Consider the following 15754-nt stretch of genomic DNA (forward strand, 5'->3'; position numbering starts at 1 on the left):
ATGAAACATATCATCACCCTAACCCTTAGCCCGGTGGTTGACAAAAGCACCACGGTTGACCGCATTGTGGCCGACCAGAAGCTGCCTTGCGACGAACCGCGTTTTGAACCCGGCGGTGGCGGCATCAACGTATCGCGTGGGTTGAAACGCTTAAACGTAAATTCAGTAGCCATTTTCCCGTCAGGAGGGCTAACCGGCCAGCATTTACAGGATTTATTAAAGGCCGAGCACATTAACCAGGTACCTGTGCTCACTGAAAAGCTCACCCGCGAAAACTTCATTGTAGTTAACCGCGAGGTACACGAAGAATACCGATTTGGTATGCCTGCTGTTGAATTGTTACCGAAAGAAGAGTTAGAAATATTAAGGGTAATTAAAAATCTCTCCCCAAAACCAAAATTCATGGTGGTAAGCGGCAGCATGCCTCCAGGTTCGAGTGAGGATTTTTTGGCTAAGGTAGCACGCATTGCTCAGCAGGACGGAGCCAAGCTAATAGTAGATACATCGGGCGAGGCGTTGAAAAACGCCGTTGAAGAGGGTGTTTACTTACTTAAACCTAACCAGGCCGAGCTCAGTAAGCTCACCGATATTGAAGTAAAAGATAAAAACACAGCTGAAGAGGCTGCGCGTAAAATTATAGACAAAGGTAAATGTGAGGTAGTTGTGGTGTCATTAGGTGCACAGGGTGCTTACATAGCCAGCCGCGGGTATAACGAGCATATTGCAGCACCTGATATAGAGAAGCGCAGCACCGTTGGTGCGGGCGACAGCATGGTTGCAGGCATGGTATACGCCGCAGAAAAAGGTCTTGACCTGCGCCAGATGGTGCGTATGGGAATAGCCTGTGGTAGTGCAGCCACCATGAACGCCGGACCCGAGCTATTTAAAAGAGCCGATGCAGAACGGCTTTTTGCAGAACTAATAAAGAATTGATTACTTTAAAAGATAGGCCCAACATGTTGGGCCTATCTTTTTTTGATACTTATACAAAGGCATTTTGTTCTTACGCCTTTACGCTTGATTAATGGCTCCCGGCTTTGTTTTTTTTCCTATTTTTGCCTGCTTCTAATAACGCTTTTAACAGAGGCTTTCAAGCTCAAGCATGGATATTTCAGTTGTTGTACCTTTATATAACGAAGTAGAATCGTTACCCGAACTTACCGCATGGATAGCACGGGTAATGGACGAAAACCGTTTTACCTACGAGATACTTTTGGTTGATGATGGCAGCCGCGATGGTTCGTGGGAGGAAATATGCAGGCTGAACCTGGGTAATACGGCTGTTAAGGGTGTTAAGTTCAGGCGTAATTACGGTAAATCGGCTGCGCTGAATGTAGGCTTTGAAGCAGCACAAGGCGATGTAATTATTACTATGGATGCCGATTTGCAGGACAGTCCTGATGAGATACCTGCATTGTACAAACGCATAGCCGAGGAAAAATATGATCTCATTTCGGGCTGGAAAGCCAAACGCTATGATCCGTTAAGCAAAACCATTCCAACTAAGCTTTTTAATGCCGCTACCCGGAAAATGTCGGGTATTGATAATTTACATGATTTTAACTGCGGTTTAAAAGCCTATCGTAAGGCGGTAGTCAAAAATATTGAAGTGTACGGCGAAATGCATCGCTACATTCCTGTTTTAGCTAAATGGGCAGGTTTTACCAAAATTGGCGAACAGGTTGTTGAACACCGCGCCCGCAAATATGGTAAAACCAAGTTTGGCATGAGCCGGTTTATCAACGGTTTTCTTGATTTACTTTCTATATTCTTTGTAGGAAAATTTGGCAAACGTCCCATGCACTTCTTTGGCTCCATGGGCGTACTTAGTTTTTTTATAGGTATGATATTGGCCATTTGGATATTGGCAGAAAAGCTCATTCACATATCAAACAATGAAAGATATCGTGATGCAACAGATCAACCATTGTTTTACTTGGCTTTAGTTGCCATAGTGGTAGGTTTTCAACTTTTCTTAACAGGCTTTGTAGCTGAATTAGTATCACGTAATTCACCAGACAGGAATAATTACCAAATTGAGGACAGGGTATAATTAAATCCAGCTTATCATGTAAGACAATAGTGAGAAGGTTTTTAATTAAGCAAAGCCTCTTGCTTAAACTAAATTTTCTGTTGCGCGAAATGATAGTCTAAGCTATATTAACCATCTTCACAAAATCCGAAATCGAACATCCGAACTCCGAACGCTAATAAATGTTTTTTTCTATCATTATACCCTTATACAACCGTCCGCAGGAGATAAAAGAACTTCTGGAAAGCCTCACTAAGCAAACGTATTTGCAGTTTGAAGTTTTGGTTATTGAGGATGGTAGTAAAAATGATGCTAAAGACATAGTTGCCGCTTTTGCCAACCGCTTAGATCTTCATTACTTTTATAAACCCAATGAAGGACAAGGGTTTAGCCGCAACTTTGGTTTTGAAAGGGCCAAAGGTAGTTACTTTATCATTTTCGATTCAGATTGCCTGATACCGCCCGATTACCTGGAAGTGGTTTATCACCGCCTCAGCAACGACTACCTTGATGCCTATGGCGGCCCTGATGATGCACATTCATCTTTCACGGCTATGCAAAAAGCAATCAGCTACAGCATGACCTCACCCTTCACCACAGGTGGAATTCGTGGCAATAAAAAAGGCATAGGGCAATTTCACCCACGCAGTTTTAACATGGGCGTATCTCGCGAGGTTTGGGAAACTGTAGGTGGCTTTATTATAACGCGCCTGGGCGAAGATATTGAGTACAGCATCCGTATACATAGCTCGGGCTTTAAAATTGGATTAATACCTGAAGCTAAGGTATACCATAAACGCCGCACCAGCTATTTACAGTTTTACAAGCAATTGCACTTTTTTGGCAGGGCGCGTATCAATATCTCCAAATTCTTTCCTCAGGAGCTTAAACTTGTGCATTTTTTTCCTGCGGTTTTTACCCTCGGCTTAATATTTACACTTATTTTCAACGTTTTAGGTTGGCGTATTGCCTGGCTAGCTAACTCGGTATTAATAATATTTATTTTGTTGATATTTTTTCACTCGCTGATTAAAAACAAATCATTAAAAGTTGCATTTTTGAGCATAGGCGCCGCATTCATTCAACTCATAGCTTACGGACTGGGCTTTATGCAGGATTTTTGGAAGCGTATTATTTTAAAACAACCGTAAAACATCTATGTACCACCCTTTTACCATCTCCGATACTATTAAGGCAGCGTGGGATGTTATAAAAAAGAATTACGTATCGCTTATAGTTTATTCTGTTATTTCGCTTATATTTTATGAAGTTATCAGCTTTTTAACAGGATTTATAGTTGTTTATGATAACCAGTACAGCCAAGTAGCCTTTGTTTTTTTCATGATGCTGGTGCAATCATACCTGGTACTCAGCTTTTACAAACTCATACTCACTTTGATGGATAAGGAGTATTACGAGTTCGAATTCAGTGATATACTTCCATCGTTCCGTATGGCATTATCGTTTGTTACCATAGGAGTTTTGTATACGGTACTTATTGCCACCATAATTTTCATTAATCTTCAACTGGGCGATTCAACCTTTGTGCATGATGTGCTTGATAAGATTGAAATTTTAGGTGTAGCCTATTTACTTGTAAGATCAATTTACTGCCTGTGCTTTATTGTTGATGAGGATTCGGGCCCGTTCGAATCATTAAGGCAAAGCTTTTCTATAACAAGAGGTCATTTTTTTAGGCTGCTTGGCTTAATACTTTTAGTGGTAGGCTTTGTAGCTTTGCTGCTTATTATCATCAACCTTTTTATCACCAGCTTGTTTGATGTTGATAACGACAGTTATATTTTCAAAATAGCGGCTATTTGCTGGTTTGCCATATCTTTTCCAACAGTACAGGTAATGATCATGACATCGTACCGTAAACTGGTATACAGCCACAAAGACATTGATGATGATGTTTCGGAAACTTTATAAGTAACATGGGGCTAAAATCGGTATTAAGTAAGTGGTTTGCAGCCTGGGTAAACCGGGATATTAATTACATGAGGCAAAATGGTGTTGCCTTACAACATCAAACCATGCAGCAACTGGTTGCACAAGCTAAAAACACCGCCTTTGGTACTGATCATCAATTCCAAAACATAACCAACTACGAAGATTTTAAGCGTAACGTACCCGTACGTGATTATGAAGACCTTCGCCCATACATTGACCGTGTTGTTAATGGCGAAGCCGATGTAACGTGGCCGGGCAAACCGGCTTACCTGGCAAAAACGTCGGGCACTACGTCGGGCGTAAAATATATTCCTATCTCTAAAGAGAGCATGCCCGAGCATATTAAGGCTGCTCGTAATGCCTTGCTCAGCTATATACATGAAACCGGCAAAGCCCATTTTGTAGATGGTAAGATGATATTTTTACAAGGCAGCCCCATCATGAGTAAAAAACATGGTATTGATGTTGGCCGCCTATCGGGCATTGTGGCTCATCACGTACCCGGCTACCTTCAAAAGAATCGTTTACCCAGTTATGAGGTCAATTGCATTGAAGACTGGGAGCAAAAGGTTGATGCCATAGTTGACGAGACCAATAACAAAGATATGCGCCTTATATCGGGCATACCGCCCTGGTGCCAAATGTATTTTGACAGGTTATCGGCTAAATCCGGAGGCAAAAAAATAAAGGACATATTTCCTAACTTTAAGCTTTTTGTTTATGGTGGTGTTAATTACGAACCCTATCGTGCGCGTATTGAGGAAAGCATAGGTTTTGCCATTGATACTATAGAAACTTACCCTGCCTCAGAAGGATTCATTGCCTTTCAAGACTCTCAAAAAGATAAAGGATTACTACTGCTGGTTAACTCTGGTATATTTTATGAATTCATCCCATCTGAAGAGTATTTTAACGCTAACCCTACACGTTTAAGCTTAGCCAATGTTGAGCTTAATAAAAATTACGCGCTTATAATGAATACCAGCGCAGGTTTGTGGGGCTACAGCATAGGCGATACAGTGAAATTTACCTCGCTCAATCCTTACAAAATTGTTGTTACCGGACGTATAAAACATTACATATCGGCCTTTGGCGAACACGTAATTGGCGAAGAAGTTGAACACGCATTAATGAGCGTAGCCAAAGAAGAAGGACTTGACATAGTTGAGTTTACCGTGGCCCCACAGGTTACACCTGCCGAGGGCTTACCTTACCACGAATGGTTTATTGAGTTTGGCAAAGCGCCCGCTAACATTGAGAACTTTGCTGAAAAAGTGGACGCTGCGCTGCAAAAGAAAAATATTTACTATTTCGACCTCATTGAGGGTAACATATTGCGCCCTTTGGTAGTCAGAAGCCTAAAGTCCGACAGCTTTATAAACTTCATGCGTTCGCAAGGCAAGCTTGGTGGTCAAAACAAAGTACCAAGGCTATCAAACGACCGTAAGATTGCTGATGCACTTGCAGCCTATGTTATTTAGCCGTATTTTTAAAGTTTTAACAAATTGTAACTTATAAACGCCAAATGCGTTTGGCAACTTGCGGCCGGCATAGTTTATACGTTGCGGGTTTGCTTAAAATAAGAGTATAATAAATGTACATCTCCTCTCATCAAGGTATAAAAAATATTGCCATACTTGGTTCTACCGGTAGTATTGGCACGCAAACACTGGAGGTTATAGCCGAAAACCCTAACCGTTTCAAAGCTTATGTAATTACAGCTAACCGCAATGCCGATTTACTGATTGAGCAATCGCTTAAATTTGAACCGGCTTACGCCGTTATATGCGACGAAAGTTTGTATGCCCAGGTAAAAGAAGCGCTGGCTCATACAAGCATAAAAGTGTTAGCAGGGTATGAAGAGGTTAAACAGGTAGTTACCTTACCCGAAATTGATATTGTGCTTACCGCCATGGTAGGTTTTTCGGGTTTGGAGCCAACCATAAACGCAGTTAAGGCCGGAAAGCATATAGCTTTAGCTAATAAGGAAACACTTGTAGTAGCAGGCGAACTTATAACAGATTTAGCTAAACAGCACAACGTTAAACTGCTGCCTGTAGACTCCGAGCATTCCGCCATTTTTCAATGCCTGGCAGGCGAGGATCAAAACCCGATTGAAAAAATCATTTTAACTGCTTCGGGTGGTCCGTTCAGGGGTAAGGACAGTGATTTTTTAGCTACCGTTACCCGTCATCAGGCATTAAAGCACCCTAACTGGGTAATGGGCGCAAAAATAACTATCGATTCAGCATCGCTCATGAATAAAGGCCTGGAGGTTATTGAAGCTAAATGGCTTTTTGACCTTAGTCTTGAACAAATTGAGGTAATTGTACATCCGCAGTCAATTGTACATTCGCTGGTACAGTTTGAGGATGGATCAATGAAAGCTCAAATGGGCTTGCCTGATATGAAGCTGCCTATACAATATGCCTTAGGCTATCCTGAGCGCATCAAAAACGATTACAAACGTTTTGACTTTACGGCCTACCCTACCCTTACTTTCGAAAAACCAGACATGGGTACATTCCGTAATTTAGCTTATGCGTTTGATGCCTTAAAAACCGGGGGCAATATGCCGTGCATTGTAAATGCTGCAAACGAAATTGCTGTTGCCGGTTTCTTACATGATAAAGTTGGCTTTTTAGCCATGAGCGATGTGATTGAGCAATGCATGCATAAAATACCTTCCATCACACATCCCACTTTGGATGATTATTTGAATACTGATAAAGAAACACGCATCTTAGCGCAAAATTTAATTGAGCAAATGCCGTTAAAGGCATTGACTGTTTAGAACGTAAAAACACAGAATGGATATAGTGATTATGGTGGGCCAGCTTATACTAGGCCTATCGATACTGGTAATATTACACGAATTAGGGCATTTTATTGCCGCACGGGCCTTTGGTATTAAGGTAGAGAAGTTTTACCTGTTTTTTGATGCCTGGAACGTAAGCCTGGTTAAATTTAATTACAAAGGCGTTGAGTACGGCATTGGCTGGCTTCCGTTGGGGGGCTACGTAAAAATTGCCGGTATGATTGATGAGTCGATGGATACTGATCAAATGGCCGGTCCGCCACAACCCTGGGAGTTCCGCTCAAAACCAGCCTGGCAAAGACTCATTGTTATGCTTGGTGGTATTATTGTTAACATCATTTTAGGTATACTTATTTTTTGGGTACTTACCATAAAGTACGGTGAAACCTATATTCCAAATGATCAGGCAAAATATGGCATAGTTCCGGGCAAAATTGGTAAAGAAATAGGGTTAAAGCCAGGCGACAAAATTTTAGCGGTAAACGGCCAGAAACTTGAGCGTTTTGAAGACGTTGTTAGCTCAAAAGTGCTTATGGGTAATTCAACGCTTAGCGTTTTACGGGGCACAGAAAGCTTAAGCGTAAAAGTGCCGGGCAGTATATTAAACGAAGTATCTGACCTGGGTACCGAAGAATTCATAAGCCGCATTCCGCGGACTACCTTTAAAATAGATACGGTAATTGCAGGCAGCAATGCGCAAAAAGCCGGTATACAAAACGGCGACAGCGTTATAGCCGTTAATGGTAAGCCTATTAAATTTTTCGACCAGCTTACTTCAGAGCTTCAACAGTTTAAGAACAAAAATGTAGACTTAACTCTCAAACGTAATAATGAAGTTGTACCGGTAACAGCCCTAATAAATAAGGATGGTACTTTGGGCTTTGCTGACGGCCGTTACGGCATACAAGTAAAACGCGACCTGCCACAAGAGAAAACGCTTAATTTTGGCTTCTTTGGTTCTTTACCTGTTGGAGCTTCAAAAGCCTGGGGCACTTTCAGTGATAATGCCAAAGGCTTAGGTAAAGTGTTTACTGGGCAGGTAAAAGCTAATAAAGCGTTATCAAGTCCCATTGGTATTGCCCGCCTATTTGGCAGCCATGTTGACTGGTTACGCTTTTGGAGCTTAGTAGGTTTATTATCAATGGCGTTAGCATTGATGAATCTCTTACCAATTCCGGCCCTTGATGGCGGACACGCACTATTCCTCATCATTGAAATGATTAAAGGCAAACCATTGAGCGATAAGTTTTTAGAACGTGCTCAAATTGTAGGATTTGTAATTTTGATTACTCTTATGGTATTTGTTTTCGGTAACGATATTATAAAAATAATGAACAAAAAATAATTTCGAGTTTTCCAAAGCTAAAGGCTCTCCCTGGCGGAGAGCCTTTTTTGTTACTAGTTAATTACATCCATTACTCAGATAAAGCGTACCTTCGACAGGTGCTGGTAACACTCTTTATAAAGCTAAAATCATATTTCTGAGTGTTGAAACGCATTGCCGTAAACTTATCTAAAACCAGGCCGCATAATATATTACTTTACGTTAACATCATGCAGCAATGAATGGTGTAGATATGGCAAAATGGCTTAAGATGAAATCTCTGATATTAAGATAATAGTATTGATTTTTTGAGACCTTGCATCCACCGAAATGACATACAAGTAAATAGCCGATCAAATGTGTGTATGTATGTGTGTGCGTGTGTGCGCACACCGTTGACGGTTACAACGATTAGCGCAAATTAAAAGCCGCGTAGGATTAGTATTATACGCTATTAAAAAACCAGCTAATCGAATTATAAATTAATTATATAATTACCCAATAAAACAAAAAATCCCGGCCAAACTGACCGGGATTTTATTATATGGTAAAGCATGAGTTTATGCTCAAGCTTTAAATTTATTTAGGTTAAACTTATGCTAATTTAGCAAGTTCCTCTGCCATAGCAGCACCAATTTCAGCAGGCGATTCTACTACACGGATACCACACTCTGCCATAATTTTCATTTTTGCAGCGGCAGTATCATCAGCACCACCAACAATGGCACCAGCGTGACCCATACGACGACCCGGAGGCGCAGTTTGGCCGGCAATAAAGCCAACTACAGGCTTAGTACCATTTTCTTTAATCCAACGGGCTGCTTCAGCTTCCATACCACCGCCAATCTCACCAATCATGATGATGCCGTGAGTGTCAGGATCGTTCATTAATAACTCAACTGCTTCTTTGGTTGGAGTACCAATAATTGGGTCGCCACCAATACCAATAGCAGTAGTGATACCTAAACCGGCTTTAACCACTTGGTCAACAGCTTCGTAAGTTAAAGTTCCTGATTTTGATACAACACCAACGTTACCTTTTTTGAAGATAAAGCCAGGCATGATACCAATTTTAGCCTCATCGGCAGTAATAACACCAGGACAGTTTGGACCAATCAGGCGGGCATCTTTATCTTTAAGATACTCTTTTACCTGAATCATGTCTTTGGTTGGGATACCTTCAGTAATACAAACAATTACTTTGATACCACCCTCAGCAGCTTCCATAATTGCATCAGCCGCAAAAGCCGGAGGTACAAATATGATAGATACATCGGCACCGGTTTTTTCTACTGCATCTTTAACAGTATTGAACACCGGGCGATCAAGATGCTGCTGACCGCCTTTACCCGGCGTAACACCACCAACTACCTGGGTTCCGTACTCAATCATTTGTGATGCATGATAGGTACCTTCGTTGCCGGTAAAACCCTGAACAATTACTTTGGAATCTTTATTTACGAGAACACTCATGGTTTTAGTTTTTGTACGGCAAAGCTATAAAAAAAGAAATAAGAGCCAAGAAATGCGCATTAAGAAATGGTTTTTTTTGGCTAAAAACAAAGCTTTATATAAATCACCGTTAATTTTTGAAGAACCTTGTCATCTGATACAGGAAAATTCAACCGACCACAAATTATTTGTCGGCATCTATTACAAACGCGCCAGCCTCTTCATACATCTTTTTAAACATGGTATTTGGTTCAACAGTTACAAATACTTCAAGCGTCGGAAAAATAAAGCCTTCCAGCAGGTGCCCACCGTGTACCATTCCATTACTATCGGCCAGGTTAATATGAGCATGAACAACCGGTTTTCCCTGGTTCATGGTGATATTGCCTATAAGCGAGGTAATTTCAGCAGGCTCATCCAAGCTGATCACCTTAAACATCTTGTTACTTTTTTCATACCAGCCTACTTTAGCATGCATGGCATCACCCAAGCCTTTAAAATGGGCTGAGGTAACCTTATATTCTTGAGCAAACTCAGTTAAGCCCGATATAATTTCATCGTTTTTTGCAAACACCAGCACATAAGTTTTTACAGGTCCGTTTTGGCTAAGTAACTTAACTTTTACGCCGGGCGAACGTCCGGTTTTTGCAGGCGCTGTTGGCGAAACATATTGTTGTGCAAGCGCGCTGTGTACGTTTGTCAATAAAAGCATCAAAACTATTGCAATTCCTGATTTTAGCAGATTGTTTTTCATGGTGTAATACTTAACTATTACAACCACTCACCGTATGCAATGTTTATACGTTTGATTTTAAATGCTCAGTTTACGCAGCTGGGTTATCTATTGGCTGGCTTACGGCTACCTCATAAGTGTTACGGTTAAAGGCCTTTTCGCTAATGGCTATTGCTATTGTGGCAACGCCATTTCCAATAACGTTGGTTATAGCACGTGCTTCAGACATAAACCTGTCAACACCTAATAACAATGCAACACCCTCCACCGGGATTATTTTGATAGCCGCCAGTGTTGACGTAAGCACAATAAAGCCGCTGCCGGTTACCCCTGCTGCGCCTTTTGAAGTAAGCATAAGTATTGCTATAATGGTAAGCTCCTGCCCCAGTGATAACGGCACCTTAAACACCTGCGCCAAAAATATGGTTGCCATTGAAAGGTAAATGGTTGTACCATCAAGATTGAATGAATAGCCTGTAGGTATCACCAAACCAACTACCGAGCGGTCGCAGCCAAGCTTTTCAAGCTTATTCATCATACCCGGTAAGGCCGACTCTGAAGATGATGTACCAAAAACAATTAAAAGCTCCTGACGAATGAATTTAAGGTATTTCCAAAGACTTACCTTGCACAGGTAACAAATCAAGTTCAACACTATAAATATAAATAGTGCCATAGTTACATAAACCGACCCCATAAGCATAACTAGCGGCTTAAGGGTTTTAATGCCCTGTGTGCTCACCGTGTATGCAATACCGCCAAAAGCACCTAACGGAGCCAGCTTCATTACCATATGCAGCATGTTAAAAAACACCTTTGATATTTTTTCGAAGCTTGTGATTAACGATTGTGCTGCGCCACCCATACGGCTAAGTCCGTAACCAAACAACACGGCTATTACTAAAACCTGCAGTATGTCACCTTTGGCAAAGGCTTCCACAAAGTTACCGGGGATGATATGGCTTAAGAAATCGCCTAGGTTCATTTCACTGGCTTGCTTTTGGTACTGTTCAACCTTACCCGCATCAGTGTTTTGCTGAATATTTAAACCCACGCCAGGCTTTACCAAATTTGCTACGGCAACGCCAATAACCAAGGCAAATGTGGTTACTACTTCAAAGTATAAAAGTGCTTTACCTCCTACCCTGCCAACCTTTTTCATATCATTCATGCCTGCAATGCCCAGCACAATGGTAAAAAATATGATAGGCGCTATCAGCATACTGATAAGGCTTATAAACATTTTACTTATACGTTGTGCAACCGGACCAAAAGTTGGAAAATAAATACCTACCAGTACCCCCAGCGCAATAGCAATAAGCACCTGTACAGTAAGATTAGATAAAATACGTTTCATAGTAAATTACGCTGCCGGAAGCAGCACATGAGATTTATAAATAAAGGTTAACAGATTGGTAATAATTGAATAAGAACAATAGCGTTATACCGCTTATGATATAATTGGGCTTTGATATATAACGGTTACACTTACAATAGGCACAGTAGTAACGCTTAAGCGGTTTCCAAAACACCAAAGTGCGCATAACCCAGCTACGCTTTAACCTGTATTTGAACCTGCGCCCACATGCCGGGCATATAGGATAAGTTCTTTTAGCGGCACTTTTGTTTGAAGCTCCGTTCTCGTCATTACTGCTCATAAAAAACAACAGGTGTTAGGTTTGTGTAGTAGCTAAAAAACAGATATAACGCGCCGCATGCAACAACTATCTGCCTCTTACAAAAATGCCAATAAAAATATCAAATACAATTATTTTGCTATTTTTACGCATATTTTGTCAAATTAATATTATGATTAAAAATCTACGCTACCTGTTTATAATTTTATTAGCTGTCTCTGCCTTCTCTTGTAAAAAGGAAGAAAAAAATACTACAACGCTAAAAGAAGAATTAGCGGATAAATGGTATTACGACTCTATCTCTCAAAAAGACTACGACCAAAACGGTAAACTGATCAAAACTACATCACTACCGGTACTGGTAAACGTAAACTACATTGATTTTAAAGGCGACGGTACTTATACTGCAGTTGTAAGGCAAGAGGTTGAACCCAAAAAGTTTGAGAATGTAACTTCAACAGGCACATATAAAGTTACATCGCTAACCAAATTCACAGTTACTCAACAAGGTGTTACCGCCGAATGTAATTTAAGAAACCTGAATGCCAGTCAATTAAGATTCACTCAGGATATTGATACACGTGTTGCCGGACAGCCTTATTCGGTTATTGAACACGCGCTTCACCGGTAACGGCTTTTAAACTTTTTTCGTAGTTTCGCGCCTATACTTGCGAAACTGCGAAAAAATGGATTATCAGTTTAAAGACATTGAAAAAAAGTGGCAACAATTTTGGGCTGCCAACCAAACCTTCAAAGCCGAAAATCAATCGGCTAAACCCAAGTACTATGTGCTCGATATGTTCCCCTATCCATCGGGTGCGGGTTTGCACGTAGGCCACCCACTGGGTTACATCGCTTCTGACATTTTTTCGAGGTACAAACGCCTGCGTGGCTTTAACGTGCTGCACCCTATGGGGTACGATTCGTTTGGTTTACCGGCCGAACAATATGCTATACAAACCGGTCAGCATCCGGCCATTACTACCGAAGCCAACATTGCCACCTACCGCCGCCAGTTAGATCAACTTGGATTTTCGTTTGACTGGAGCCGTGAAGTGCGCACCAGCTCGCCCGACTATTACAAGTGGACGCAGTGGATTTTCATGCAGTTGTTTAACTCATGGTACAATAAGGCTGATGAAAAGGCTGAATCTATTGAAAAATTAGTTGAACACTTTGCAGCCAATGGATCGGCAGGTATTACCGCCGTTGCCGACGACGAGATATTAACCTTTACAGCTGCTGAATGGAACGCCATGAGCGAGGAAGCTCAGCAAACCGAACTTTTAAAATATCGCTTAACCTACCTGCGCGAAAGCACTGTAAACTGGTGCCCTGCCTTAGGCACGGTACTGGCAAACGACGAAGTAAAAGACGGCGTAAGCGAGCGTGGTGGTTACCCGGTTGAACAGAAGAAAATGATGCAATGGAGCATGCGCATTACTGCCTATGCCGAGCGCCTGTTACAAGGGCTTGATAACATTGACTGGCCCGACCCGCTTAAAGAAATGCAGCGTAATTGGATTGGTAAAAGCGTTGGTGCAAGTGTAAAGTTCCCTATTGAAGGTAATACTCAACAAAGTATTGAAGTTTTTACCACCCGCGTTGACACTATTTTTGGTGTTACGTTCGTGGTGTTAGCTCCTGAGCATGAGTTGGTGGCATCATTAACCACACCTGATCAGAAAGAAGCCGTTGAAGCTTACATTGCTCAAACCAAAAAGAAATCGGAGCTGGACCGTATGGCCGACACCAAAAGCGTGTCAGGTGCGTTTACTGGCAGCTATGTACTTAACCCATTGAACGGTGAGCGCATTCAGCTGTGGATTGCCGACTACGTTTTGGCAGGTTACGGTACAGGTGCTGTAATGGCCGTACCGTCAGGAGATCAGCGTGATTACCTGTTTGCCAAACACTTCAATTTGCCTATCATTCCAATTTTAGATACGCAGAATACAGAAAAAAAGGCCGATGCAACCAAAGAAGGTAAATACATTAACTCCGACTTTATAAACGGTTTAGAATATAAAGAGGCAACCGCCGCCATTGTTGCCAAACTGGAAGAAATGGGAGCAGGCAAGGCTAAGGTTAATTTCAGAATGCGCGATGCCATCTTCGGTCGTCAGCGTTACTGGGGAGAGCCGGTACCTGTTTATTTCAAAAATGGCTTGCCGTATTTAATCAACGAAAGCGAACTTCCGCTTATACTGCCCGAAATTGACAAATACCTGCCCACCGAAAGCGGTGAGCCGCCACTAGGCCGCGCCGAAGACTGGAAATATCAAAACGAGTACGAGTATGAACTAAGCACCATGCCTGGTTGGGCGGGCAGCAGCTGGTACTGGTACCGTTATATGGATGCACAAAACGGAACTGATTTCGCATCTAACGAGGCAGTAGAATACTGGAAAGATGTTGACCTTTACATAGGTGGATCAGAACATGCTACCGGGCACTTATTGTACAGCCGTTTTTGGAATAAGTTTTTAAAAGATATTGGTTTAGCCGTTGAGGAAGAGCCATTTAAAAAGCTTATTAACCAGGGTATGATACAAGGCCGTTCAAGTTTCACTTACCGCCTGAATCCTTTGTTGTTAGGTATTGACGACAACTTTGTTAAGCCCGAGGTTTATGTATCAAAAGGCATTTACGAACTATACAAAGAAGGTGACTTTGATACTATTGAGCAAATAGCCCTATTTTATAAAGACTTATTACCTGAAGGTGCCGAAATTGGCGAAATGGACTTTAGCAAGTTGCACGTTGATGTAAACATTGTAAGCAATGATGCATTGGATATCGCAGCGTTCCGTACCTGGAGACCGGATAACGATAAGGCTATCTTTGTGCTGGAAGACGGCTCGGTAATTTATCCGGCAGACGATGCACAAAGTGAAAGCAAGTATATATGCGATGTTGAGATTGAAAAGATGTCAAAATCAAAGTTCAACGTGGTTAATCCCGATGATTTGATTGAACGTTATGGGTCAGACACTTTGCGTATGTACGAAATGTTCCTGGGCCCGCTTGAGCAAAGCAAGCCTTGGAATACCAATGGTATTGAGGGCGTGTTTAAATTCCTGCGTAAATTTTGGCGTTTGTTTCATAATGATCAATGGGAGTTTACGGTATCAAATGATGCGCCAAGCAAAGCCGAGTTAAAATCGCTGCATAAAATTATACGCAAGGTTGAGGAAGACATTGAGCGTTTCTCATTTAATACATCAGTATCGAGCTTTATGATTGCTGTAAATGAGCTTACCGATTTGAAGTGTAATAAGCGTGCTGTTTTGCAGGAGTTGGTAATTATCCTTTCACCTTACGCCCCTCACATTTGTGAGGAGTTATGGACTTTATTAGGTAATGATGCTGGTACTCTTTCATATGCTGCTTACCCGGTATTCAACCCTTCATACTTAGTTGAAGATGAATTTGCCTACCCTATATCGGTAAACGGCAAAACACGCCTTAACATCAATATGGCGCTAACACTGGAGCCTAAAGAAGTTGAAGCATTAGTATTGGCCAACCCCGATGTGCAAAAATACCTTGACGGAAAAACACCTAAAAAAGTAATTGTAGTTAAAGGCCGCATTGTGAACATTGTAATATAAGCCTAGTTAGCAACTTAACATATTTACAGGGAGGCTTAATAAAGCTTCCCTGTTTTTTGTTGTGGGTGACGATGAACATATGTATTATATCGTTTTATTTTGTCTTAATTCCAGCATAACACCGCTGCATTTGCAACATTGGTGATACAAAAGCCACACAGCTTATCTATTTAAAAAAAAGACAGATTGCT

The 15754-nt window shown here is 41.5% G+C and carries 12 protein-coding genes; 9 read left to right on the top strand and 3 right to left on the bottom strand.

Going from position 1 to position 15754, the window contains the following annotated elements:
* The 7 genes from GO816_RS17310 to rseP all read left to right on the top strand — a co-directional run bounded on the left by GO816_RS17310 (window position 1) and on the right by rseP (window position 8148).
* Window positions 1-933 carry a 1-phosphofructokinase family hexose kinase gene (locus GO816_RS17310; RefSeq protein WP_157543203.1) on the top strand — a complete coding sequence of 311 codons (933 nt, stop codon included), beginning with the start codon at window positions 1-3 and terminating at the stop codon, window positions 931-933.
* Window positions 934-1102: 169 nt separating this feature from the next.
* Complete coding sequence (locus tag GO816_RS17315) at window positions 1103-2053, top strand: glycosyltransferase family 2 protein (protein ID WP_157543204.1); 951 nt, start codon at window positions 1103-1105, stop codon at window positions 2051-2053.
* A gap of 161 nt (window positions 2054-2214) precedes the next feature.
* Window positions 2215-3183: a glycosyltransferase gene (locus GO816_RS17320; protein ID WP_157543205.1), complete on the top strand. Its 969-nt coding sequence runs from the start codon at window positions 2215-2217 to the stop codon at window positions 3181-3183.
* A gap of 7 nt (window positions 3184-3190) precedes the next feature.
* Entirely contained in the window at window positions 3191-3964 is a 774-nt protein-coding gene (locus GO816_RS17325) for a glycerophosphoryl diester phosphodiesterase membrane domain-containing protein (protein ID WP_157543206.1), read from the top strand.
* A 5-nt stretch (window positions 3965-3969) separates the two neighbouring features.
* A complete protein-coding gene (locus tag GO816_RS17330; protein ID WP_157543207.1) occupies window positions 3970-5466 on the top strand; it encodes a GH3 auxin-responsive promoter family protein in 1497 nt (498 codons plus the stop codon).
* Between the two features lie 113 nt (window positions 5467-5579).
* Window positions 5580-6779 carry a 1-deoxy-D-xylulose-5-phosphate reductoisomerase gene (locus tag GO816_RS17335; protein WP_157543208.1) on the top strand — a complete coding sequence of 400 codons (1200 nt, stop codon included), beginning with the start codon at window positions 5580-5582 and terminating at the stop codon, window positions 6777-6779.
* Window positions 6780-6795: 16 nt separating this feature from the next.
* Window positions 6796-8148, top strand: coding sequence for an RIP metalloprotease RseP (gene rseP / locus GO816_RS17340; RefSeq protein WP_157543209.1), 1353 nt, complete (start codon window positions 6796-6798; stop codon window positions 8146-8148).
* A 573-nt stretch (window positions 8149-8721) separates the two neighbouring features.
* On the opposite strand, the gene sucD is transcribed toward rseP, so the two are convergent.
* The 3 genes from sucD to dctA form a co-directional block, all read right to left on the bottom strand.
* On the bottom strand, window positions 8722-9600 hold the full coding sequence (gene sucD, locus GO816_RS17345; protein ID WP_157543210.1) for a succinate--CoA ligase subunit alpha: 879 nt from the start codon (window positions 9598-9600) through the stop codon (window positions 8722-8724).
* 163 nt (window positions 9601-9763) lie between these two features.
* On the bottom strand, window positions 9764-10333 hold the full coding sequence (locus GO816_RS17350) for a PPC domain-containing DNA-binding protein (protein WP_157543211.1): 570 nt from the start codon (window positions 10331-10333) through the stop codon (window positions 9764-9766).
* 70 nt (window positions 10334-10403) lie between these two features.
* A complete protein-coding gene (dctA, locus tag GO816_RS17355) occupies window positions 10404-11669 on the bottom strand; it encodes a C4-dicarboxylate transporter DctA (protein ID WP_157543212.1) in 1266 nt (421 codons plus the stop codon).
* Window positions 11670-12121: 452 nt separating this feature from the next.
* Here dctA and GO816_RS17360 point away from each other — a divergent pair, with 452 nt between their 5' ends.
* A complete protein-coding gene (locus GO816_RS17360) occupies window positions 12122-12580 on the top strand; it encodes a hypothetical protein (RefSeq protein WP_157543213.1) in 459 nt (152 codons plus the stop codon).
* A 55-nt stretch (window positions 12581-12635) separates the two neighbouring features.
* Window positions 12636-15563: a leucine--tRNA ligase gene (locus tag GO816_RS17365; RefSeq protein WP_157543214.1), complete on the top strand. Its 2928-nt coding sequence runs from the start codon at window positions 12636-12638 to the stop codon at window positions 15561-15563.
* The last annotated feature ends 191 nt before the right edge of the window (window positions 15564-15754 follow it).

Origin of the sequence: Mucilaginibacter aquatilis, from assembly GCF_009755275.1 — a bacterium.
Lineage (GTDB): Bacteria > Bacteroidota > Bacteroidia > Sphingobacteriales > Sphingobacteriaceae > Mucilaginibacter > Mucilaginibacter aquatilis.

Coding starts and splice junctions, on each gene's coding strand:
- GO816_RS17325 (WP_157543206.1), top strand. CDS start 3,191: ATGTACCACCCTTTTACCATCTCCGATACTATTAAGGCAGCGTGGGAT.
- GO816_RS17310 (WP_157543203.1), top strand. CDS start 1: ATGAAACATATCATCACCCTAACCCTTAGCCCGGTGGTTGACAAAAGC.
- GO816_RS17315 (WP_157543204.1), top strand. CDS start 1,103: ATGGATATTTCAGTTGTTGTACCTTTATATAACGAAGTAGAATCGTTA.
- GO816_RS17335 (WP_157543208.1), top strand. CDS start 5,580: ATGTACATCTCCTCTCATCAAGGTATAAAAAATATTGCCATACTTGGT.
- dctA (WP_157543212.1), bottom strand. CDS start 11,669: ATGAAACGTATTTTATCTAATCTTACTGTACAGGTGCTTATTGCTATT.
- GO816_RS17350 (WP_157543211.1), bottom strand. CDS start 10,333: ATGAAAAACAATCTGCTAAAATCAGGAATTGCAATAGTTTTGATGCTT.
- GO816_RS17365 (WP_157543214.1), top strand. CDS start 12,636: ATGGATTATCAGTTTAAAGACATTGAAAAAAAGTGGCAACAATTTTGG.
- sucD (WP_157543210.1), bottom strand. CDS start 9,600: ATGAGTGTTCTCGTAAATAAAGATTCCAAAGTAATTGTTCAGGGTTTT.
- GO816_RS17330 (WP_157543207.1), top strand. CDS start 3,970: ATGGGGCTAAAATCGGTATTAAGTAAGTGGTTTGCAGCCTGGGTAAAC.
- GO816_RS17320 (WP_157543205.1), top strand. CDS start 2,215: ATGTTTTTTTCTATCATTATACCCTTATACAACCGTCCGCAGGAGATA.
- GO816_RS17360 (WP_157543213.1), top strand. CDS start 12,122: ATGATTAAAAATCTACGCTACCTGTTTATAATTTTATTAGCTGTCTCT.
- rseP (WP_157543209.1), top strand. CDS start 6,796: ATGGATATAGTGATTATGGTGGGCCAGCTTATACTAGGCCTATCGATA.